Here is a 21,832-nt window from a genome sequence, read left to right as displayed (position 1 = left end):
CGCCTGCCGTGCTCAAAAGGCGGGCAGGCGGGGTCCTGGGATCAGGAGGGCTTTCGCTCGACGAAGACGCAGCCGTCGAAGCTGAAGACCTCTTCGCCCCTCTGATTGATGCCGGTGTTGTGGTGGAAGAACAGGCCCCATTGCGGGCGTGAGGCGCTCTCGCGCTTGTCCGCCACCTCGGAGAAATAGGTGATGCGGTCGCCGGCGAGGACCGGCTTCGACCAGCGCAGATTCTTGAACCCGGGCGAGGGGCCGAGACGGGCCGGGCGTCCGGTCGTCGCGGCGAGCTGGCGCCTGCGGTGCGAGACCATGGTCGCCATCCAGACTGCCGCCGTATGCCAGCCTGAGGCCGCGAGCTGGCCGAAGAGGCTGACGCGCGCCGCGGCCTCGTCCATGTGGAAGGGCTGCGGGTCGAAGCTGCGGGCGAAGGCGATGATTTCCTCCGCGGTGAAGACGAAGCTGCCGAGCTCGTGGCGGCTGCCGATCTCCAGTTCCTCGAAGAAGCGGGTAGGCTCGGGAGCCTCTGCGGGCGCCTCCAGCGGGCTTTCGAGGGCCGGGGGCTCGTAGCGCGGCGAATGGGCGAGCCAGTCGCCCTTCGGCTGCGGGGCGACGCCGGATTCCTTGCGGCCGAACATGATCCAGTTGGTCTGCTCCAGCAGCGGCTCGCCGCGCTGGTTGAGCAGTTCGAGCCGGAAGCGCACGAGGCCCATTTCGGGCCGCGAGCGCGAGGCCTTGGTCTCGAGCACGGTGCGGCGCGCGGTCACGCTGTCGCCGGGAAGCAGCGGGCGCAGCCACTTCACCTCTTCGATGCCCGGCGCGCCCATGCCGGTCGAATCGAGCAGAAAGCTCTCCGCCATCAGCCGCATCAGCAGCGAGCAGCTGTGCCAGCCGGAGCCGATCAGGCGGCCGACGAAGCTCGCCTTGGCGGCTTCCGGGTCGACATGGAAGTCCTGGGCGTCATAGCGCGAGGCGAAGGCGACGATATCGTCCTGAGAGACAGCGATGCTGTGCGAGAGGACGCTCTCGCCAGTGACGAAATCCTCGAACTGCAGCATCTGCGGGCTCTTTCAGGTGGCGAAGCGGAAGTGCAGCACGTCGCCGTCGGCGACGACGTACTCCTTGCCTTCGAGGCGGAACTTGCCGGCCTCGCGTGCGCCCGACTCGCCCTTGTTGGCGACGTAGTCGTCATAGGCAATGGTTTCGGCGCGGATGTAGCCCTTCTCGAAATCCGTGTGGATCACGCCGGCGGCCTGCGGGCCCTTGGTGCCCTTCTCGATCGTCCAGGCGCGGGCCTCCTTCGGGCCAACGGTGAAATAGGTCACGAGGTTGAGCAGCTTGTAGCCGGCGCGGATGACGCGGTTCAGGCCCGGCTCCTCGAGGCCGACCGCTTCGAGATATTCGGTCTGCTCCTCGGGCGGCAGCACCGCGATCTCGCTCTCGATCTTGGCCGAGACGACGACGGCGACGGCGCCTTCCTCGGCAGCGCGCTTCTTCACCAGCTCGGAGAAGTTGTTGCCCTTGTCGGCGCTCGCTTCCTCGACATTGCAGACATAGAGGACGGGCTTGGACGAGAGCAGGCCGAGCAGCTCGAAGGGGCGGCGCTCCTCGGCGGCAAGCTGGACGAGGCGGGCCGGCTTGCCGTCGCGCAGGAGGACGAGGCAGCGGGTCATCAGATCGACCGCTTCCTTGGCCTCCTTGTCGCCGGACTTGGCCTTCTTCTCGAGCGGGACGACGCGCTTCTCGAGGCTTTCGAGGTCGGCGAGCATCAGCTCGGTTTCGATCGTCTCGATATCGTCGATCGGCGAGACCTTGCCCTCGACATGGGTGATGTCGCCGTCTTCGAAGCAGCGCACGACATGGGCGATGGCGTCGCATTCGCGGATATTGGCAAGGAACTGATTGCCGAGGCCCTCACCCTTCGAGGCGCCGCGCACCAGGCCGGCGATGTCGACGAAGGTCAGCCGGGTCGGGATGATCTCCTTCGAGCCGGCGATGGCGGCGAGCTGCTCGAGCCGCTCGTCGGGCACCGCCACATCGCCGACATTCGGCTCGATGGTGCAGAACGGGTAGTTGGCGGCCTGCGCCGCGGCCGTCTGCGTGAGCGCGTTGAAGAGGGTCGACTTGCCGACATTCGGCAGGCCGACGATTCCGCATTTGAAGCCCATGATCGCCTGTTCCGTTGCCCTCGACGGACTGAACGGCCGCCGGGCGTGAAGCTTTGAAAGTTGCGGCCTTATTGGGGGGCTTGCGCAATAAAGACAAGTGCCGCACGCCTTATGGCCGATACGCCGCTCACGCGAACGTGCATGGCGACGGCACGGATGCTGGTGCTGGATCGCCCGGTCGCGTTTGCCTGCGCCGTTCGGAGCATCGCCATGAATCGTTTCGGTTTCGCACTCACCCTGTCGGTCTTCGCTCTGGCCGGAGGCCTGGCCGTCGCGCAGGCGCCGGGGACGCGATTGCGTGGCACGGTGGAGCGCATGGAAGGCTCGACGCTGGATCTCAAGGCCGCTGACGGGCGGGAGGTGAAAGTCGCCCTCGCACCAGGTTTCTCCACCGGCGGGGTTGTACCCGCGAAGGCGTCTGACATCGCGAAGGGAAGCTTCATCGGGGTCGGCGCGAAGCCGCAGCCGGATGGCACGCTGCTGGCCGTGCAGGTCATGATCTTCCCGGAGGCGCTGCGCGGGACCGGGGAGGGGCACCGGCCCTGGGCCGTTTTGCCTGACGCGACCATGACCAACGCGACCGTGGCCGAGACGGTGTCGCGGGTCGACGGCGCCAATCTCGTGCTGAGCTACCCCGGCGGCGAGCAGAAGGTCGCGATTACGCCTGAGGCAACCATCCTGATGGCGGCGCCGGCCGAGGCTAGCGAGCTCAAGCCCGGCGCCCAGGTCACGATGACGGCGAGCCGGCAGGCCGACGGCAGCTACAGCACGAGCCGTGTGACGGTCGCGAAGTCAGGCGCGAAGCTGCCGTTTTAGCGTTCATGAGGCATTTGTGGGCGAGGGGCATTCCGGACCAGCCGCGTCAGCGGCGCCGACCGGGGATGATGCCCGAACCTGTCCGGAGAGGCTCGGGCTGGATCCCGGGTCTCCCTTCGGTCGCCCGGGATGCCGGTGCGCGTCAGGGGTGATCCGCGAGGCGCAGCTCAGCCTTCGCTCTTCTCGCCCAGGCGCTTCACCGCGCCATGGCCGCGCGCGTCCATGAAGAGATGCACCTTGTTCTGGAAGCCGGCATCGTCATGGGCCGCGAGCAGGGCCGCGTGATCGGCGCAGGCCGTGCAGAGATCCTCGACCCAAGGGTGCTCGGCCTTGCCGAAATCGTTCAGCACATAGCCGTGGACCAGCTCTTTCAGCCCGGGATGTCCGATGCCCATGCGGACGCGGCGGTAGTCATTGCCGATCGCGGCCGTGGTCGAGCGCAGACCGTTATGGCCGGCATTGCTGCCGCCGAGCTTCACGCGCAGCTTCGCCGGAGCCAGGTCGAGTTCGTCATGGAAGACGACGACGTCCGCAGGCGCGATCTTGAAGAAGCGTGCGGCCTCGCCGATCGAGCGACCCGACTCGTTCATGTAGGTCTGCGGCTTGAGCAGGATCACCTTCTCGCCGCCGATGGTGGCTTCGCATGATTCCGCCTGAAAGCGCGCGCGCCAGGGCGACGCGCGATGGAGGCGGGCGATCTCCTCGACGGCCATGAAGCCGATATTGTGCCGGTTGCGGGCATAGCGCGCGCCGGGATTGCCGAGGCCGGCGAAGATCAGCATGGCGAGGACTCCGCAGGCTCATGGATCAGCATCGGATCCATCTGAAAAGTGGATTCCGCTTTTCGGTCCGATGCCAAAGCAAGACGGCCGGGAGGACCCGGCCGTCTCGGTAGACTGGATGCGGCGGAAGCGGCGCCAGGCGGCGCCGCTTCTCAGGCCTTGGCTTCGGCCGGAGCCTCGGCGGCCGCGTCGGCAGCGGGCTCGACCTCGACGGTCGGCGGGGCGATCGTGATGATCGTCGCGTCCGAACCGACGGTCAGCTTGGCGCCGGCCGGCAGCTTGATGGCCTTGGCTTCGACCTGGTCACCGATGTTCAGGCCGGCGACGGAAACCTCGAAGGCTTCCGGAATGCTGTCGGGCTCGACGGTGATTTCGAGGGTGTGCTCGACGATCTGGACCAGACCGCCGCTCTTGACGCCGGGGCTGGCCTCCTGGCCGACGACGTGGATCGGAACCTGGACCGTGACGGTCTGGCCCTTGGCGACGCGCAGGAAGTCGACGTGGATCGGGAAGTCCTTGACCGGGTCGAGCTGGTAGTCGCGCGGAATGACGCGCTGCTTCTTGCCGCCGACGGTGATCTCGAAGATCGTGGTCAGGAAGTGGCCATTGAAAATGAGCTGGCGGGTCTTGTTGGCGTCGAGCGCGATGGCTTCGGGAGCAGCGCCCCCACCATAGATCACGGCAGGCGTCTGGCCCTGGCGGCGAACTGCACGGGCGGCCCCCTTGCCGACCTGTGCGCGCGCCGAAGCCTCGAGTTGCTTCACGGCGGTCATGTGTGTTGTCCTTGACTCGTAAATGACAAGGCCGCCTCGTGGCGGCCATCGGTTTGCGCGTCCAGAGCCTCCAAGGGTGTCAGCGGGACGCGCGGCTGCTCATAGGCGAAAACCGGCGCAATCTCAACCCCGTCGCTTTACGCTGCGTTCGCGACGGCTTCGCGTTCGAGCGCGGTCGCAGAGGTTGCCTGGCCGAAGCGTTGCAGCAGTTCGCGGATGACCAGCGCCGGAACCGGCGGCGAATAGAGATAGCCCTGCCCGAAACGACAACCCATCTCCTCGAGACGCTGAGCCTGCGACTGCGTTTCGATGCCCTCGGCGATGATCTTCATGCCGAGCCGGCGTGTCATCGTCAGCAGCGATTCGACGATCACGGCACTGCGGGCTCCGCTGTCGATGGCGCTGACGAAGGAGCGATCGATCTTGATGATGTCGATGGGAAAATCGAGCAGATGGGTCAGCGAGGCGAAGCCGGTGCCGAAATCGTCCAGCGCAACCTGCATGCCGCAGGCGCGCAGGGCCTCCATCGTTCGCGCGACACCGTCCCTGCGGCCGCCCATGAAGACCTGCTCGGTCACCTCGACGACGAGGTGGCGCATCGGCAGGCCGGCCTTGTCGAGCGCCCGGGCCACGCGCTGCGCCAGGTCGCCCTTCTGGAAGTCGGCCGAGGTCACATTCAGGCTGGCATGGTGGATATGCAGGCCGGCGCTTTGCCATTCGGCCATGTCGAACGCGACCGAAGCCAGCATCTGCGTGGTGATGCGGTGGGCGATCTTGGGGTCCTGCAAGGCTTCCTGGAATTCGCCGGCCGTGACGATGCGCCCGTCGTCCAGCCGCATGCGGGCGAGGGCCTCGACGCCGACGATCTCGGCGGTGTCGAGCCGGATGATCGGTTGGTAGTACGGCACGATCCGCTCGCCGCCGAGCGCCCCGTCGACATCCTTGCGGATTCGGGTGCGGTGCATCATCGCGCTGCGCAGCTTGCGGCGGAAGCGCACATAGCGGCCGCGGCGGGTCTCCTTGGCGTGATACAGCGCGAGATCGGCGTTCTGCCGAAGCGTCACGCTGTCCTCTCCGTCCTCGCCTGCGAGGGCGCCGCCGATCGTGACGCTCGGCTGAATGCTGTGCCCGTCATGTTCGAGCGGCGCCGCGGCAATCGCGGCGAGAGCGGCGGAGGCGAGGCTGCGCATTCGAGCGGGACTGTCGCAATCCGGGACCAGGATTGCGAATTCGTCGCCGCCGATCCGGCAGGACAGGCAACCGATCAGGGCGGCGTTCAGGCGGTCGCCGACGCTGGCGATCAGGCTGTCGCCGGCGGCATGCCCGAGCGTATCGTTCACGGTCTTGAGATGATCGATATCGATCAGCATCAGCCCGTAGCGCCGCGAAGCCGCGCTCATCGCGGTGATGGCATCGTTGAACTGGGCCCGGTTCGGCAGCCTCGTCAGCGTGTCGAAATAGGCGAGATGGTGATTGCGGGCACGCACCTCGTCGTGCTCGATCGCGATGGCGCAGAGATGGACGCAGGTCGCGACAATGCGGCGCTCGAGCGCTCGCGGTCGGCGGGGCTTGCGGAAATAGAAGGCGAAGGCGCCGACGACGCGGCCGTCCCGCGCCTTGATCGGCGTCGACCAGCAGGCTCTGAGGCCGAGCGGCAGGACGAGCTGCGTATAGGGCGCCCAGAGCGGGTCGGTCGCGATGTCGGTCGCCTCGACGGCGGCGGCGCGATGGATGGCGGTGCCACAGGAGCCGGCGCTCGGGCCTGTCGGCGTGCCAGCGAGTGCGGCGACATAGTGATCGGGCAGACTCGGTGAGGCGAGGGGCTGCAGATAACCCTGATCGTCGACGGTCACGACGGAACAGATCACGCCGGGCGAGATCGCCTCAGCCCGTTGGCACAGGCGCTTCATGCACAGGGCGAGGGTTTCCCCGCGTGCAATGTCTTCAAGAATATCGTTCTGCAGGGCCTGCAGGCGGTCCGAGGGCTTGATCACGCTGTTCCCGACAGAGAAGGGCTTGTCGAAGAACACGAATTCTAACTCAATCGGCTTAAGCGCCGATTGAAGGGCCGATTCAAACTTTATCCGCCTCAGGCGGCGGCTAGGCCCAAGCGCTCGTCGCGGCGGCGCAGCAGATGCATCAGCGGCAGCGCGAACAGCACCATCCAGGCCTTGCCGATCACCTGGCCGGCGAGGAAATCCAGGCTGCCGAAGGCGAGGTGCAGGAAGACGATGCTGTCGACGACGAGGCCGACCATGCCGGAAGCGAAGACCGCTGTCAGGAAGCGGCGGCGCTGCAAGGGCGTGTAGATGGCGAAATCGGCGAGCTCCGACAGCAGGAAGGCCGAGACGGAGGCGATCACGATGGCCGCGGGTGCGAGCAGGGCCGAGATCAGGGCGCCGACGGCGATTGCGCCGAGCCCCGCCAGCGTGCCCAGGCGGCGCTGCACGAGGTCGCGCAGCACGAGCGCAAGCCCGACCATCAGGACGCCGCTCGGGGCCATGATCCCCGGCCAGACCGGCACGAGGCAGGGGCCGTTCGGCACGCAGACGGTGCCGGCATTGCCGATAAGCCAGTTGGCTGCCGGAATGGTGAGACCGAACAGCACGAGCGCGACGATGCCTTCGAGCCGCCGCTGGTGATCACGAATCATAGGAGGGTCCGCTGTCGTCGGGTGTCACGAGATAGGCCGCGAAGCCTTTTGCGCGCAAATCGCAGGCCGGGCAATGGCCGCAGCCGAAACCCCAGCCATGCCGGGTCGTCCTGTCGCCCAGATAGCAACTATGCGTCTGTTCAAGGACGAGGTCGAGGAGGGTCTGCCCGCCGAGTTGCCGCGCCAGCGCGAAGGTCTGCGCCTTGTCGCGCCACATCAGCGGCGTGTGCAGCACGAGCCGGCGATCGAGCCCCAGGCCGAGCGCGACCTGCATCGCCTTGATCGTATCGTCCCGGCAATCGGGATAGCCGGAATAATCGGTCTCGCAGACGCCGAGGACGATATGCTTCAGGCCGCGCCGATAGGCCAGCGCCGCAGCGAAGGTCAGGAAAATCAGGTTGCGGCCCGGCACGAAGGTGGTCGGCAGGCCGGTTTCGGCGAAGCTGATCTCGGTCTCGCGCGTCAGCGCGGTTTCGGAAATCGCGCCGAGCGCTTTCAGATCGACGACATGGTCGGGGCCGAGCCGCGCAGCATAGCGGGAGGAGAGCGCCGGCAGCTTCTCGCGGATGGCGAGGCGGCACTCCATCTCGACGAGATGGCGCTGCCCGTAGTCGAAGCCGATCGTCTCGACCGTGTCGAAACGATCGAAGGCCCAGGCCAATGCGGTGGTGGAGTCCTGGCCGCCGGAAAACAGGACGAGCGCGCCGGAACTCAAGTGACCATCCTCAGTCGAACAGGCTCGACACGCTGGTCTCGCTCGCCGTGCGCTCGATCGCCTCGCCCATCAGCCCGGCGATGGAGATGACGCGGATGTTGCGCGCGACCTTCACCGCCTCGGTCGGCATGATCGAGTCGGTGATGACCAGCTCTTTGAGCTTGGAGGAAGCGATGCGGGCGACCGCGCCGCCCGAGAGCACGCCATGGGTGATGTAGGCGAAGACCTCCTTGGCGCCCTGCTCGAGCAGGGCCTCGGCGGCGTTCACCAGCGTGCCGCCCGAGTCGACGATGTCGTCGATCAGGATGCAGGAGCGGCCCTCGACCGAGCCGATGATGTTCATGACTTCCGATTCGCCCGGCCGGTCACGGCGTTTGTCGACGATGGCCAGCGGTGCGTCGATGCGCTTGGCGAGCGCGCGGGCGCGGACCACGCCGCCGACGTCCGGCGAGACGACCATGGCGTTCTTCCACTCCAGCCGGTCCTTGATGTCGCGCGCCATGAGCGGGGCGCCAAACAGGTTGTCGGTCGGGATGTCGAAGAAGCCCTGGATCTGGCCGGCGTGGAGGTCGAGCGTCAGCACGCGGTCGACGCCGGCATGGGCGATGAGGTTGGCGACCAGCTTGGCCGAGATCGGGGTGCGGCCTGAGGCACGCCGATCCTGCCTTGCATAGCCGAAATAGGGGATCACCGCCGTGATGCGGCGCGCCGAGGAGCGGCGCAGCGCATCGGTGATGATCAGCAGCTCCATCAGGTGGTCGTTGGTGGGGAATGAGGTGGACTGGATGACGAAGACATCCTGCCCGCGCACATTCTCCTGGATCTCGACGAAGACCTCCATGTCGGCAAAGCGCCGCACCGTGGCCTTGGCGAGGGGAATGCTGAGATGGCTGCAGATGGCTTCTGCAAGTGGCCGGTTGGAGTTGCCGGCGACGACTTTGAAATGAGAGGGCATGCCGTGGCGCACCGTTGGACAAGGCGGGGCACGAGCCGGCTAGGCCGGCTCAATTCGAACGGCTCTTAACAGTGCGATGACATGGAGTCGACCGCTGCGCTGCAATATCGCTGCTCAAAAAGCGCTCGCGGCGCCGGCGTGACCCGGAATCCACTGACGTAGCGTCGCCCAAGGGGCTGAGCGACCGTGTTCAGCTCTTCTTCTTGTCGGTGGTTGCGGCGACCTTGGTTCCGGGCTTCACCTTGTCGGCCTTCTTGTCCTTGTCGCCGCCAAGAGTCTCGACAGCCGGGGTGGTGACGAGGAAGCTCGCGATCGCATCCATCGAATCGGAGGCGGCCTTGGCGACGATCGTCCGGTCGATGCCGGCCCAGGGATCGGAACCGCTGCTGCGCTTGCCGATGCTCTCGCCCTGAACACGCTGGGCGCGCTGCTTGGTCGAGTCGTACACATCCCAGACGAAGGCGAGCGACGTCTGGCCGTCCTCCGTCGGCTGGGCGGTGAGATAGCCCTTGACGCGGAAGCGCGCCGGCTTGTTGCCGGGTACGATCTCCATCTTGCGCTCGGCCGCGGCCTCGCCGAGCAGTCCGGCGAAGCTGGTGGTGACGTCTTCCGGCGCTCCGGAGATGCTCTGGACCGAGACCGGAACGCCCGGTGCATCGACGCGCGGACGCGACGCGGTCTGGCTGGTTTCCTGGCATCCGGCGAGCGCCAGCGCAAAAACCGGCCCCAGAACGAGGCCGCTCAAACGGTTGATCATGACGCCTCCCGCCCTTTGGGCTGTGGACTGCTTCGAGATTCCCTGTGCGCCTTTTCTAGGCTCAACGGAGGACGAGGTCCAGATCAGGTAAATTCAGCGCCTCGGCGCGCTCAGTGCCCACCAAATAGGTGCGGCCCAGGCACATGGCGGTCTCGCTGTCGGAATCCATCAGAATCATGTGGGCGAACATCACCATGCCCGGAACGATCGCCCAGTCATTGGCCTCGTAGAACATCGGCCAGTCCATCCAGGAAGGCGTGAATTTGGCGCCCAGCGAATAGCCGCAGGCATTGAGCCGGTGCTGTGCGAGGCCGTGCTCGTCGAAGACGCGGGCGTGCGCCGCGAAGACATCTCCGGCGGTGCTGCCGGGCTTCAGTGCGGCCTCGCAGGCGAGCAGCGCGTCGCGGGCGGCGGCATGATAGGGGAGGTGCAGCGGGCGGGGGGCGCCGACCACGACCGTACGCATGGCGGCGACATGGTAGTGCCGATCGACGCCGGCGAATTCGAGCGTGATCTGGTCGTTGGCGCCGAGCCTGCGCCGGCCGGACTTGTAGCGGCAGAGCAGGGCGTCTCTGTCCGAGCCGATGATGAATTCGTTGGCCGGATAGTCGCCGCCGCCCGCGAAGATCGCATTGTGCTGGGCGGCGAGGATCTCGCCTTCGTCGGCACCGGCCCGGATCGCGTCGAGCGCCGCCCGATCGGCCGCATCCGCGAGCGTCGCGGCGCGGCGGACATAAACGATCTCCTCGGCCGATTTCACGGCGCGCAGCCGCGTGACGATCGTCGAGGCATCGACGAGCTCGGCCTGGCCGGTAAAGGCGGCGTCCAGCTTGCGGTAGTTCGAGGCGACGAGACCATAGGACTCGAACTCGACGCCGATGTGCTTGCCGGAGAGGCCGAGATCGCGCGCGAGCGCCAGGAGGTCGCTGGCCGGATTGGCGTCGCGGCCGTCCTTCCAGATGCGGATGTCGGTGAGGTTGGAGGTGAGCTGCGCCTGCCGGAGGTCTGCCGAGCGGGTCAGCAGCGCCATGGTGCCGTCGGCCCTGACGACGAGACACTGGAAGAAGCAGAAACCGAAGGTGTCATACCCGGTCAGCCAGAACATCGATTCCTGCTGGAACAGAAGGAGTGCGTCGAGACGCGCGGCCTGCATGGAGGCAAGGAGGGATTCGCGGCGGCGGGCAAATTCGGCGGGGGTAAAATGCAGGGCCATGATGCGTCTCCTCAAGCCAGGCGGGCATCTGATCGTGGCCATGGCCGGCGAGCAAGCCGGACCTCCGGTGGCGATTGCGGCTCCGGTCCGCGCTGCCTATAGGCTTTGGCAAGAGAGTTTCGCCCCGATGGGAGAGAGCCATGGTGAACCCCGGCAACCGCATCCTCGACGACATCGCCCGCCTCGCCACCGATGCGGCCGGAGCTGCGCAGGGAGTGCGCCGTGAGGTCGAGACCGTCGTGAAGACCCAGATCGAGCGCCTGCTGCGCGATCTCGACGTCGTCACCCGCGAGGAGTTCGAGGCGGTGCGCGAGATGGCGCTGATCGCCCGCGAGGAGAACGACAAGCTCGCGGCGCGCCTCGCCGCGCTCGAGGAGAAGCTGGGCAAGGCCTGACCGACAAGTCCTGACGGGTCCGCTCGAACGACGGTCTTCACGTCGTTGCGTCATGTCCACAGCCATGTGTTGTGGACAGCATCCCAGGGGGATTGAGCCCGCCGGCCGAATCCGCGGAGCTTCACGCTGTGTTGGGAGCGTCACAGCGCCTGCGCTATCGTCGGTGGAAAGAATTGATTCGTCGGGCGGATTCGCCTCTGGCCGACGGATGGGCCGCTCTCCCGGGAGCGTCCCGGAGGTGTGTTGCGTTCCTTCGGCTTTCCAGTCGCCGTGTTCCTCTTCTCGAACGCGCCGGGGCACCTGCCCCGGAAGGTGGATCCTAGGGCATGATGGACCTCGATATGGATGCCGAGCTGGATCGGCCTTCCAACCCGCTCGACCTGTTCGAGCGCCTCGCCGCCCTCAACGGCTGGAACTTCGACCGCGACAGCGAGGACGAGCTTTCGGTCGCCGTGACCGGTGGATGGTCGGAGTATCACGTCGCGATCACCTGGCTCGCGGAGGTCGAGGCGCTGCATATCGCCTGCGCCTTTGACCTCAAGGTGCCGGAGCGCCGGCGCGGCGAGGTGCTGCAGCTCGTGAGCCTGGTCAACGAGCAACTCTGGCTCGGTCATTTCGACCTCTGGAGCACCGAGAGCGTGGTGATGTACCGCCATGCGCTCCTGCTCTCCGGTGGCGCCGAGCCGACCGACGAGCAAGCGGCCGCACTGGTCAAGACGGCCGTCGAAGCCTGCGAGCGCTATTACCAGGCCTTCCAGTTCGTGGTTTGGGCCGGGAAGACGGCCAAGGAAGGCATGGAGGGAGCCATCCTGGAGACGGTCGGCGAAGCCTGAGCAGCCGCATTGCCGTCACGGCCGGGCTTGACCCGGCCATCTCTTGCAGGCTCTGGTCCTGAGATGGCCCGGGCAAAGCCCGGGCATGACGCCCTGGTCCCAAGCGACGAGAACCGCCATGTCGAATTCCCTTCCGCAATCGCTCGTCCTGATCGGCGCGGGCAAGATGGGCGGAGCGATGCTGGAAGGCTGGCTGCGCATCGGCATGGACCCGGCGGGCATCAGCATCATCGATCCCAAGCCGTCGGACGAGATGGTCGAACTCGCCGGTGAGAAGGGAATGCGGCTCAACCCTTCCGCCAAGGAAATTCCGGCAGCAGATGTCGTCGTCCTCGCGACCAAGCCGCAGATGCTGGACACCGCCGCTCCGGCCGTCCAGGCTTTCATCCATCCCCGGACGCTGCTGATCTCGATCCTCGCCGGCAAGACGCTGGGCGACCTCGCGGCGCGCCTGCCGAGCGCGGCCGCGATCATTCGCGCCATGCCCAACCTGCCAGCCTCGGTTCAGCGCGGCGTGACCGCGGCCGCGCCCGGCAAGGGAGTGAGCGCCGCGCAGCGCGCCACTGCCGACGCGCTGCTCGGCAGCATCGGCAAGGTCGAGTGGCTCGGCGATGAGGGGCTGATCGACGCCGTCACCGCCGTCTCCGGTTCCGGCCCGGCCTATGTCTTCCATCTGGTCGAGTGCCTGGCTGCCGCCGGGGCTGCGGCGGGGCTGCCCGCCGATGTGGCGGAGCGGCTGGCGCGGGCGACGGTGGAAGGGGCGGGCGAGCTGCTGTTCCAGTCGCCGCTGCCGCCGGGAACGCTGCGCCAGAACGTGACCTCGCCGGGTGGCACCACGGCTGCCGCGCTCGAAGTGCTGATGGCGGACGATGGCCTGAAGCCGCTGATGAACAAGGCGGTCGCTGCTGCGAAACGTCGCGCCGGCGAGCTTTCGGGCTGATCGGCCTTCCACCCGCCACGATAGCGGCCTAACCTCCTTTCGACGCGAAGCGAGAGGAGCTGTCCCCATGGTCCGCAAACCCGTTTCCACGCCGCCGACAGGCGCCGAGCCCACGCCCGGGGCCAAGGCGGTCGAGCCGCGCAAGCGCGCCGTCGATGCGCTGATGAGGCTCGCCGCGGAGCGGCCGTGGGATCAGATCGAGCTGCCGGATATCGCCGGCGAGGCCGAGTTGACTCTGGCGCAGCTGCGCGGGCTCTTCCCCTCCAAGCTCGCGATGCTGGGCGGGGTGACGCGCCTCGTCGACGACGCGGTTCTGGCCGGCACGTCGGAGGATCTGGCGGGGGAGCCCGCCAAGGAGCGCATGTTCGATCTGGTGATGCGCCGGCTCGATGCGATGGCGCCGTACAAGGCGGGCCTGCGCAAGATCGTGCCGGTCATCCGACGCGATCCGCTGGCCCTGGCGGCCCTTAACCGCGGTGCGGTCAATTCCTGGCGCTACATGCTGGCTTCCGCCGGCATCCCGACCGAGGATGCGCTCGGACATTTGCGCGTGCAGGGCGCGGTGCTGCTGATGGCGCGGGTATCCGAAACCTGGCTCCACGACGACGAGCCTGAGCTGTCGAAGACCATGGCGCGGCTCGATCGCGAACTGAAGCTCGCCAGCTGCATCATGGCCCGGGCGGAGGACGTGCATCGCCTGACGGCGCCCTTCAGAGGGCTGGCGCGGGCGATCTGTTCCGGCCGGCCGTTGAAGGCGCGCCGGCGCGAACGCGCCCCGGAGCGCGGCGAGGACAACGAGGACTACGCGCCGGCGATCTGAGCCGGGGCGCCGCTGCCTCGCAGCGACGCAAATGTGGCCGAAATGGGTCGATGTTAAGCGCGTTTTAGTCAATTTGCGCGAGGTGGAAGGTCCCTCCCGCGCAGGAAACGCGTATGTCTTTCTTCAAGAAGCTTGCGACCCTGTCGATCAGCCGCTCATTCGCCCTGATCGCAGCCCTGGCCGTGCTGATCGCCGTCGGCAGTGTCGGCTACACGTTGAATGCCGCCCGCAACGAAATGATCGCGCTGAAGCGCGGTGAGATGAAGAATCTCGTCGAGGCCGCGGCCACGACGGTGAAAGGCTACCTGGCGCGGGTCGAGGCCGGCGAGCTCAAGGAAGACGACGCCAAGAAGATGGCCATGGCGGCCCTCGGCAATGCGCGCTTCGACGATGGAAACTACTACTTCCTCGTCAACTACGACGGAATCAGCGTCCTGCATGCCAACAAGAAGATCCAGTCGACGGACATGAAGCCGCTCAAGGACGCGGACGGCAAGTTCTTCGTCCAGGACATGATCGCGTTGGTGAAGGCGAAAGGCGAAGGCTTCCTGGATTATGGCTGGCTCAAGGCCGGCGACAAGGAGCCTTCCCTCAAGATCTCCTATGTCGTCGGTGTTCCGAAATGGCAGTGGGTGGTTGGTTCCGGCCTGCATGTGGAGGATGTCGATGCCGTCTTCACGAGCATGCTCGCGGGTGTCGCGAAGGTGCTCGTGCCGCTCGGTCTTCTCATGCTCGGCCTGGTCCTGGTGCTGAGCCGCCGCGCCAACGGCATGCTGCATTCGCTGAAGGACTCGATGGACGGCCTCGTCTCGGGGCATCTCGACACTGCGATCGAGCATCAGGAGCGCTCTGATGAGGTTGGTTCGATGGCGCGTTCCCTCGTCGTCTTCCGCGATGCGGCCCGCGCCAAGGAAGCGATGGAGGCCGACAAGCTGCGCGCCGAGGAGGAAGCAGCCGACCACCGCAGCGCCGCGGATGGCGAACGGCGCCGCAACGAGACCGAGCGCGCCGACCACGCGCGCGTTCAGGCCGGCGTGGTGCAGGCTCTCGGTACCGGGCTGGAGCGGCTCTCCGGCGGCGATCTGACCTACCGGATCGATGCGGCCTTCAGCGCCGAGTACGTCAAGCTCAAGGACGACTTCAACGCCGCCATCGCCAAGCTGCAGGATGCGATGCGCCAGATCGCGACCAATACCGAGAGCATGAAGGCGGGCTCGACAGAGATCAGCCAGGCCGCCGACGACCTCGCCGGCCGCACCGAGCAGCAGGCCTCCTCGGTCGAGGAGACCGCGACCGCGCTCGACGAACTCACGGCCACGGTGCGCCAGACCGCCGAGAGCGCACGCCTTGCCAACCACGCGACCGAACAGGTCAAGACCGAGGCAGAACAGTCGACCAGCATCGTGCGCGATGCCGTGACGGCGATGGGCGGCATCGAGAAGTCGGCGCAGGAGATCTCGCAGATCGTCGGCGTGATCGACGAGATCGCCTTCCAGACCAATCTGCTCGCCCTCAACGCCTCGGTCGAGGCGGCGCGCGCCGGCGATGCCGGCAAGGGCTTCGCGGTCGTTGCCTCCGAGGTGCGGGCGCTGGCGCAGCGCTCGGCTTCCGCCGCCAAGGAGATCAAGACGCTGATCGACGCTTCGGCGATCGAGGTCGAGAAGGGCGTCGCCCTCGTCGGCCAGACCGGCGGCGCGCTCCAGCGCATGGCCTCCGAGATCACGCGCGTCACCGGCCTCGTCGCCGAGATCGCGGGGGCCGCGCAGGAGCAGGCCTCGGGCTTGCAGGAGGTCAACTCGGCCGTCGGCGAGATGGATCAGGCGACGCAGCAGAACGCCGCTATGGCCGAGCAGTCCACCGCCGCCGCCCATTCGCTGTCGCAGGAGGCCGACCGCCTGTCGGCGCTGGTCGCGCGCTTCCAGCTCGGCAGCGACGTCGCCGGGCTCAAGGCGATGGCGCGGACGATGCAGGCGGCCGTCGCTCAGTCGGCTCCCGCACCTGCGCCCCGACCTGCCGTACCGCGGGCCGCCAGCAAGGCCTATAGCGGCAGCGCCGCCGCCGCGCACAAGGCCGATGCGGATGCCCGCGACAAGGGGTGGGAGGAATTTTGAGCACATCTGCTGAACCGGCCGCGCCGATCGGCTTCGACGATTTCCTCAAGGTCGACATCCGTGTCGGCACGATCGTCGAGGCCGAGCCCTATCCCGAGGCGCGCAAGCCCTCGATCAAGCTCGTCATCGATTTCGGCGGCACCATCGGCCGTAAGAAATCCTTGGCGCAGATCGCCAGGCGCTACCGGCCCGAGGACCTCCCGGGCCGGCAGGTGCTCGCGGTGGTAAACTTCCCGCCGCGCCAGATCGGCAAGTTCATGTCGGAGGTGCTGACCCTCGGTATCCCCGACTCCGAGGGCGAGGTCGTGCTGATCGGGCCGGGCCACGGCGTTCCGAACGGCGGAAGGCTGTACTAGCCGACGACGGTCAAGCGGCGGCCGCCCACAGACCGGTCTGCAACGTGGTCGGCGCGAACTCCGGCGCCGACCAGCGCAAGGCCAGCGCATGGGGGCGACGCCAGCCACGGGTGACGTGGAGGCGCCACAGGCGCTGCGAGCCTTCCAGCCCCGCAAGCTCCGGCCCGTCCCAGACGATCTCGGCCACGCCTTGCAATTGCAGTGTCGTGCCGGTCTCGAAATCGACGAGGAGCAGGGCAGCGCGCGGCTGCTCCAGCAGGTTTCCGAGTGTGTTGAAGTAGTTGTTGCCGGCGAAATCCGGGATGGTCACCGTATCGCCGTCGATCCGCACGAAGCCGGGCCGGCCGCCGCGATGGGAGATGTCGACGCCTCCCAGCGGTGTTTCGAGAGCCGCAGCACTGGCGACGAATAGCGTATCGGCATTGGCGATCAACGCCCGGGCTGCGGCATCGAGACCGGACAAGCCGGTGGGTCGTTCGCCGAGGTCGCTGCCGTCCTGAGCCCGACTGCGCGCCTGGATATATTTGGCGCAATTGCCGAAGCTTTGGGTGACCGAAACCGTGAAGCCATCGGAGCCGACCGCTTCGATCCGGCCATTGGCGCGGTTGCGGCGGCGGGTCTCGAATTCCAGCCCGAGCAGGCCGATGGGGACGCCCGGCCGAAAGCCTTCGAACGCGGGATCGCCAGGGGACGGCGAGGCTGCGATCGACAAGCGAGTGGGATCCGGGCTGGTCACGAAGCCGGGCTCGCCCGTCAACGCTGTCGCCAGCGGCCAGCCGTTCCGATCGCGCACGCCGGCGAAGAGCCAGGGCAATTGCCCAAAGAAGACGCGGTGCTGATCTGGCATGAAGCCGCGTATGCCCGCACCGCGCGTGAAGACGCCGGCCCGGGCCTGCGCCGCGAGTTCGCCGGAATGGAAGGGACCGTCAGGCTGCATCGTCGTCGCGCTCCACAGGCAAGGGGGAGGGCGGAATCGGCTTGAAGAAGGGCAGGGCCTCGATGCGGGCAAGCCAGCGGCGCACGGCCGGGTAGGGCGCGAGCGAGATGCCTCCCTCCGGCGCGTGAGCGACGTAGGAGTAGCAGGCCAGATCGGCGATGGTCGGGTGAAGAGCCGCCAGGTAGTCGCGCTCGGCCAGATGCTCTTCCATGAAGGCAAGGAGCCGTGCAGCGATCCGCTTGGCGCGCGCCTTGTCGTCGTCCAGGCCGAATTGCGTGATCAGCCGCGCAACGGAGGGGCCATGCATGACCTCGCCGGCCGCGATCGAGAGCCAGCGCTGCACATGGGCTGCACCGACGGCATCGCCGGGCAGCCAGGCGCTGTCCGGGGCGTACCGCCTGACAAGATAGACCATGATCGCGTTGCTGTCGGCGAGCGTCAGATCGCCATCCTGCAGGACGGGAATCTGGCCGAGCGGATTGAGCTTGCGAAAGGCCGGGCTCTGCCGGACCTCGGCGGGCGCCGGCTCGAACCGATAGGCCAGCCCGAGGGCACGCAGCAGCAGCTCGACGCGGTGGGCGTGGCCCGAAAGAGGCGTGCCGTGAAGGACGATCTCGGTCGACGGCATAACGATGCTCCTGCTCGTCGGCAGCATGATCATCGTTTCGATGATCCGGCAAAATCTGCTATCTTTCAAAATCAGAATTTCAATTTTCGGAACAGTGACGTGGATCGGATCGAGGAGCTCACGATCTTCGTGGCGATCGTCGATGCCGGCAGCCTTGCCGGAGCTGCGCGACGCCTGCGCAAGTCGCGCCCGGCGGTGACGCGCGCACTCGCGGCGCTGGAAGAGCGCGTCGGCTCGCAACTGATCGCACGCACGACCCGGCGGTTGACGCCGAACGATGCCGGCAGGGAGCTTGCGACGACAGCCCGGCGGCTTCTGGCCGATTACGATGCGGCGCTGGGCGTCGCTGCGACCGAGCCTGTCAGCGGGTTGCTGAGGATCACCGCGCCGCTCGCTTTCGGCCGGCGGCATGTCACGCCTCTGGTGTCCGAGTTCCTTGATCTCTATCCGCAGGTGCAGGTCGAGCTCGTGCTGGCCGACCGGAATCTCGACCTGATCGAGGAGGATCTGCAACTCGCGGTGCGGATCGGGCCGCTGCCGAATTCGGGCCTGCTGATGCGCAAGGTCGGGGAGGTCCGGCGCATCCTCGTCGCGGCGCCGTCCTATCTCGCCCGTTCTCCGCTGTTGCGCCGTCCGGCCGATATCGCGGCCCATGAGACGATTGCGAGTGTTGCCGCCAACCAGACCCTGAACTGGCGTTTCGGCGGGCCGCGCCGCGGCAGTGGGGTCGTGCTGACGCCGCGGCTCATCGTCAACGAGGTGGAATCGGTGCTGATCGCAGCGCGCGCCGGACGGGGGCTGGCGCGGGTGCTCTCCTATCAGGCCGCGGACGACCTTGCAGCGGGAACGCTGGTGCGTCTGCTCCCGGAGTTCGAGCCGCCGCCGTTGCCGGTGCAACTGGTAATGCCGGGCGGGCGCCAGCCGGCGCCGCGCGTGCGCGCCTTCATCGACCATGCCGTCACGCGCTTGCCGCAGCTTGCGCCGATCGGCGGAGATTCCTAGCGCAGCGAGCCGGCAAAGCCGGATATGGCGGAGACGACCTGCCCCTCGCGGCCGATGAAGCCATGATGGGCACGGGCTTGGCACGGGTTACCGGTCGAGGAGCCGCCGTCGATCCAGAGCAGCCGCGCCTTGCCGCCGGTCCATTGCTGAAAGGCGGTGGCCGATTCCGGCAGCGTCACGCGGCAGGTGTCCTGTCGGTGATGGATGATGAGCGTCGGCGGCAGGCGGGACGGGTCGCCAATCATGCCGCGTGCCTCGTCCAGCATCGAGGAAGCGAAGACGATGCCGTCGGGCCTCGCGGGTAGAGTGCCGGCGACCTTGAGAGCACCGCGGCTCATCGCCACGACGATGACGCGCGGTGCGATAGCGCGCATGTACTCCACGGCCTTTGCCGGGTCGGCGTTGGCATCGAGCGTGATGCTGGCGATGCCGCTGCCCAGATAGGCGTCGCGGGTCCGGACGATCCAGTTGGCGCTGCGCTCGACGCTCCCGTCGGAGCCGATGCCGATATAGCCGTCGCCGCCGGTCAACAGGACCAGCCCGGCACGAGGCTTTCCCGTGGGCTTGTTGAGGAGCGCGCGGCCGCCGCCAAAGAGACCTCCGCCGAGATCGACAACCTCTTCGCAGCGCGCCGCTGTCGCCGAAAGGAGAAAAGAGGTTGCAAGGAATGCTGCAGCGATCCGGAACGTCCGCATGACCGGCCCCAATGAGTTTCGCGAATACCTATGGTTACGGGTCGGTCGGCGTCGAGCGGATTTTTTGGTCAGACCGGCAGGCGCACCGTCGCGCGCAGGCCACCGAGCGGCGAGTCGCCTAGCATGATGTCGCCGCCATGGGCGCGGGCGATGTCGCGCGCGATCGCAAGGCCAAGGCCCGTGCCGCCGCCGTCGACATTGCGCGCTTCGTCGAGGCGGAAGAAGGGGCGGAAGACCTCCTCGCGCTGGTCGGGAGGGATGCCCGGCCCGTCATCGTCGACCATCACGATCAAATAGCGCGCATCGTGCGTGGCGCGGATGGCGATGCGGTCTCCATAGCGGGCGGCGTTGGAGACGAGGTTGGTCAGGAGGCGCCGGAAGGCGTCCGGGCGAATGACGACCAGCGGGTCGCCGACGACCTCAAGCTCGGTCTGGTGGCCCTGACGCTCGGCATCCGACTTCAGCTCTTCCAGCAGGGAGCGGATATCGGTCTCGACCGGCACCTCGCCGGCATCGCCGCGCGCGAAGGCGAGATAGTCCTCGAGCATCCGGCTCATCTCGTCCACATCCTTCTCGAGCGCTTCGATTTCCGAAGAGCGCTCCATCAGGGCAAGCGAGAGGCGGAAGCGCGTGAGGATGGTGCGCAGGTCGTGGCTGACGCCGTTCAGCATCGTCGTGCGCTCGCCGATCGAGCGCTCGACGCGCCGCTTCATCTCGATGAAGGCGTTGCCCGCGCGGCGGACTTCGCGCGCGCCGCGCGGGCGGAAATCGGCGTCGCGGCCCTTGCCGAAGGCCTCCGCCGCATCCGCGAGCTTGAGGATGGGGCGGATCTGGTTGCGCAGGAACAGCACCGCGATGGTGAGCAGGATGAGAGAGGTGCCGATCATCCAGAGCAGGAAGATGTGGCTGTTGGAGGCATAGGCCGCATTGCGCCGGGTCAGGATGCGCATCACGTCCTTGCCGAGCTTGATGCGGATCTCGATCAGGCTGGAGCGGCCGACCGTGTCGAGCCAGAAGGGGCGGGCAACCTGCTGGCTGAGCTCGGTCGAAAGCGCGTTGTCGAGCAGCGAGAAGAAGGGGCGCGGCCCCGGCGCCGGCAGGTCGGAATCAGGTATGATATCGACGTCCATGCCGAGTCGTTCGGCGGCGATGCGCGAGAGCGTCGTGGTGTCGGCATCCTGCGGATAACTCTCGTAGACATCGATCAGCATGGCGATATCTGCGGAGACCGCGGAGGACAGGCGCTGAGTCACGAGCTGCCAGTGCCGCTCCATGAAGACGTAGGCGATCACTGATTGCAGCAGCACCACCGGCGCGATGACGATGACGAGCGCTCGGGGATAGAGCCCCTTGGGCATGTAGCGCGCGATGATCTGGAGCGGGCGGCCGATGCTCCTGAGCGCCGGGCGCAGGAACCTGCCGATATGGCCGCAGAGCATTTCGAGCCAGGCGAGGACGGGACGCAGCATGGCCGCGGCCGAGCGAAGCGCCGATTGAGCTTTGCCGCCGTGGTGAAGCGAAGTCACGTCCTGTCCGTCACCAGCCTGTAGCCGACGCCGCGCACGGTCTGGAGATAGAGCGGATCGGCCGGATCACGCTCGATCTTACGGCGCAGCCGGTTCATCTGCACGTCGACCGTGCGGTCGTTTGCGGCCGAGCCTTGCGCCGCCAGCTCCTCGCGCGGGACGACCTCGCCGGCGCGCTCGGCGAGCGCCGTCAGGATCTCGCGCTCGCGCTCGGTCAGCCGGATCGTCTCTTCGCCCTTGCGCAGCTCGCCGCGAGCCAGCCCGTAGATGAACGGGCCGAAGCGGACGAAATCGGGGCGCGTGCCGGATTGGGCAGCTTCGACGACGACGGTTCGCTTCAGGATGTTGCCGAGGCGAAGCAGCAGCTCCCGCGGCTCGAAGGGCTTGGCGAGATAGTCGTCGACACCGATCTCGAGACCGTTGATCCGGTCCTTGCCATCGGCGCGGGCGGTCAGCATCAGGATCGGCACGGCGGAGCCGCCGCGGAAACGGCGGGCGAAGTCGAAACCGTTCTCGCCAGGCATCATCACATCGAGCACGATCGCGTCGAAGACGAGGTTGCCGAGCCGCGTGTCGGCCTCCGCCGCATTGGCCGCGGTGGTGACGCGGTAGCCATTATCGCCGAGGAAGCGGGCGAGCAGATCGCGCAAGCGGCGGTCGTCGTCGACGACGAGGACATGCGGCGCCTCGTCGGGCAGCGGCTTGCGGGCCGGCTTCGCTAAGGTCTCGCTGGCGATCATGCTTGCGCCTTCCTCCTGCT

Annotated in this window: 23 protein-coding genes; 8 read left to right on the top strand and 15 right to left on the bottom strand. The window is 67.2% G+C overall.

Features of this window, described 5'->3' with window-relative positions; genetic code table 11:
• Positions 1–41: 41 nt before the first annotated feature.
• Complete coding sequence (locus tag AB4Z10_RS08225) at positions 42–1,055, bottom strand: MaoC family dehydratase (RefSeq protein ID WP_441469894.1); 1,014 nt, start codon at positions 1,053–1,055, stop codon at positions 42–44.
• A 12-nt stretch (positions 1,056–1,067) separates the two neighbouring features.
• Positions 1,068–2,165, bottom strand: coding sequence for a redox-regulated ATPase YchF (ychF, locus tag AB4Z10_RS08220; RefSeq protein WP_441469893.1), 1,098 nt, complete (start codon positions 2,163–2,165; stop codon positions 1,068–1,070).
• Between the two features lie 156 nt (positions 2,166–2,321).
• Here ychF and AB4Z10_RS08215 point away from each other — a divergent pair, with 156 nt between their 5' ends.
• Positions 2,322–2,981 (top strand): hypothetical protein, encoded by a 660-nt coding sequence (locus AB4Z10_RS08215; protein WP_441469892.1) that lies wholly within the window; start codon positions 2,322–2,324, stop codon positions 2,979–2,981.
• A 167-nt stretch (positions 2,982–3,148) separates the two neighbouring features.
• Here the strand turns inward: AB4Z10_RS08215 and pth are convergent, their stop codons facing one another.
• The 8 genes from pth to AB4Z10_RS08175 all read right to left on the bottom strand — a co-directional run bounded on the left by pth (position 3,149) and on the right by AB4Z10_RS08175 (position 10,829).
• Complete coding sequence (pth, locus tag AB4Z10_RS08210; protein ID WP_441469891.1) at positions 3,149–3,763, bottom strand: aminoacyl-tRNA hydrolase; 615 nt, start codon at positions 3,761–3,763, stop codon at positions 3,149–3,151.
• A 152-nt stretch (positions 3,764–3,915) separates the two neighbouring features.
• Positions 3,916–4,536 carry a 50S ribosomal protein L25/general stress protein Ctc gene (locus tag AB4Z10_RS08205; RefSeq protein ID WP_441469890.1) on the bottom strand — a complete coding sequence of 207 codons (621 nt, stop codon included), beginning with the start codon at positions 4,534–4,536 and terminating at the stop codon, positions 3,916–3,918.
• 137 nt (positions 4,537–4,673) lie between these two features.
• Positions 4,674–6,566 (bottom strand): putative bifunctional diguanylate cyclase/phosphodiesterase, encoded by a 1,893-nt coding sequence (locus AB4Z10_RS08200; RefSeq protein ID WP_441469889.1) that lies wholly within the window; start codon positions 6,564–6,566, stop codon positions 4,674–4,676.
• A 59-nt stretch (positions 6,567–6,625) separates the two neighbouring features.
• Positions 6,626–7,189 (bottom strand): VUT family protein, encoded by a 564-nt coding sequence (locus AB4Z10_RS08195; RefSeq protein WP_441469888.1) that lies wholly within the window; start codon positions 7,187–7,189, stop codon positions 6,626–6,628.
• Positions 7,179–7,904: a 7-cyano-7-deazaguanine synthase QueC gene (gene queC, locus AB4Z10_RS08190; protein ID WP_441469887.1), complete on the bottom strand. Its 726-nt coding sequence runs from the start codon at positions 7,902–7,904 to the stop codon at positions 7,179–7,181. Before queC ends, AB4Z10_RS08195 begins: the two co-directional genes overlap by 11 nt.
• A 10-nt stretch (positions 7,905–7,914) precedes the next feature.
• Complete coding sequence (locus tag AB4Z10_RS08185) at positions 7,915–8,859, bottom strand: ribose-phosphate pyrophosphokinase (RefSeq protein ID WP_441469886.1); 945 nt, start codon at positions 8,857–8,859, stop codon at positions 7,915–7,917.
• Between the two features lie 190 nt (positions 8,860–9,049).
• Positions 9,050–9,616, bottom strand: coding sequence for a hypothetical protein (locus AB4Z10_RS08180; protein ID WP_441469885.1), 567 nt, complete (start codon positions 9,614–9,616; stop codon positions 9,050–9,052).
• 61 nt (positions 9,617–9,677) lie between these two features.
• Complete coding sequence (locus AB4Z10_RS08175; protein WP_441469884.1) at positions 9,678–10,829, bottom strand: M24 family metallopeptidase; 1,152 nt, start codon at positions 10,827–10,829, stop codon at positions 9,678–9,680.
• A gap of 140 nt (positions 10,830–10,969) precedes the next feature.
• Here AB4Z10_RS08175 and AB4Z10_RS08170 point away from each other — a divergent pair, with 140 nt between their 5' ends.
• The 6 genes from AB4Z10_RS08170 (at position 10,970) to AB4Z10_RS08145 (ending at position 16,284) form a co-directional block, all read left to right on the top strand.
• Positions 10,970–11,224 carry an accessory factor UbiK family protein gene (locus AB4Z10_RS08170; protein ID WP_441469883.1) on the top strand — a complete coding sequence of 85 codons (255 nt, stop codon included), beginning with the start codon at positions 10,970–10,972 and terminating at the stop codon, positions 11,222–11,224.
• Between the two features lie 326 nt (positions 11,225–11,550).
• Positions 11,551–12,057, top strand: a complete 507-nt coding sequence (locus tag AB4Z10_RS08165) for a type III secretion system chaperone family protein (protein ID WP_441469882.1) — start codon at positions 11,551–11,553, stop codon at positions 12,055–12,057.
• A 118-nt stretch (positions 12,058–12,175) separates the two neighbouring features.
• On the top strand, positions 12,176–12,997 hold the full coding sequence (gene proC, locus AB4Z10_RS08160; protein WP_441469881.1) for a pyrroline-5-carboxylate reductase: 822 nt from the start codon (positions 12,176–12,178) through the stop codon (positions 12,995–12,997).
• A gap of 67 nt (positions 12,998–13,064) precedes the next feature.
• The gene (locus AB4Z10_RS08155; protein ID WP_441469880.1) at positions 13,065–13,817 is read left to right on the top strand and encodes a TetR/AcrR family transcriptional regulator; all 753 of its coding nucleotides are present in this window, start codon (positions 13,065–13,067) and stop codon (positions 13,815–13,817) included.
• Positions 13,818–13,930: 113 nt separating this feature from the next.
• Positions 13,931–15,928, top strand: a complete 1,998-nt coding sequence (locus AB4Z10_RS08150; RefSeq protein ID WP_441469879.1) for a methyl-accepting chemotaxis protein — start codon at positions 13,931–13,933, stop codon at positions 15,926–15,928.
• Positions 15,925–16,284, top strand: a complete 360-nt coding sequence (locus AB4Z10_RS08145; protein WP_441469878.1) for a tRNA-binding protein — start codon at positions 15,925–15,927, stop codon at positions 16,282–16,284. Before AB4Z10_RS08150 ends, AB4Z10_RS08145 begins: the two co-directional genes overlap by 4 nt.
• A 10-nt stretch (positions 16,285–16,294) precedes the next feature.
• Here AB4Z10_RS08145 and AB4Z10_RS08140 read toward each other — a convergent pair whose 3' ends face one another.
• Both AB4Z10_RS08140 and AB4Z10_RS08135 read right to left on the bottom strand, forming a co-directional pair.
• Positions 16,295–17,221: a pyridoxamine 5'-phosphate oxidase family protein gene (locus tag AB4Z10_RS08140; protein ID WP_441469877.1), complete on the bottom strand. Its 927-nt coding sequence runs from the start codon at positions 17,219–17,221 to the stop codon at positions 16,295–16,297.
• A complete protein-coding gene (locus AB4Z10_RS08135) occupies positions 17,211–17,849 on the bottom strand; it encodes a glutathione S-transferase (protein ID WP_441469876.1) in 639 nt (212 codons plus the stop codon). Before AB4Z10_RS08135 ends, AB4Z10_RS08140 begins: the two co-directional genes overlap by 11 nt.
• A 99-nt stretch (positions 17,850–17,948) precedes the next feature.
• Here AB4Z10_RS08135 and AB4Z10_RS08130 point away from each other — a divergent pair, with 99 nt between their 5' ends.
• Positions 17,949–18,851 (top strand): LysR family transcriptional regulator, encoded by a 903-nt coding sequence (locus AB4Z10_RS08130; protein WP_441469875.1) that lies wholly within the window; start codon positions 17,949–17,951, stop codon positions 18,849–18,851.
• On the opposite strand, the gene AB4Z10_RS08125 is transcribed toward AB4Z10_RS08130, so the two are convergent.
• The 3 genes from AB4Z10_RS08125 to AB4Z10_RS08115 form a co-directional block, all read right to left on the bottom strand.
• Positions 18,848–19,546 carry an alpha/beta fold hydrolase gene (locus AB4Z10_RS08125; RefSeq protein WP_441469874.1) on the bottom strand — a complete coding sequence of 233 codons (699 nt, stop codon included), beginning with the start codon at positions 19,544–19,546 and terminating at the stop codon, positions 18,848–18,850. The genes AB4Z10_RS08130 and AB4Z10_RS08125 overlap by 4 nt on opposite strands.
• A gap of 68 nt (positions 19,547–19,614) precedes the next feature.
• Positions 19,615–21,015 carry an ATP-binding protein gene (locus tag AB4Z10_RS08120; protein WP_441469873.1) on the bottom strand — a complete coding sequence of 467 codons (1,401 nt, stop codon included), beginning with the start codon at positions 21,013–21,015 and terminating at the stop codon, positions 19,615–19,617.
• A gap of 53 nt (positions 21,016–21,068) precedes the next feature.
• A complete protein-coding gene (locus tag AB4Z10_RS08115; RefSeq protein ID WP_441469872.1) occupies positions 21,069–21,812 on the bottom strand; it encodes a response regulator in 744 nt (247 codons plus the stop codon).
• Positions 21,813–21,832: the final 20 nt, after the last annotated feature.

The organism is Allobosea sp. RAF48, assembly GCF_052114025.1.
Classification (GTDB): Bacteria; Pseudomonadota; Alphaproteobacteria; order Rhizobiales; family Beijerinckiaceae; genus Allobosea.
This window is presented reverse-complemented; position numbering and strand designations above follow the sequence as displayed.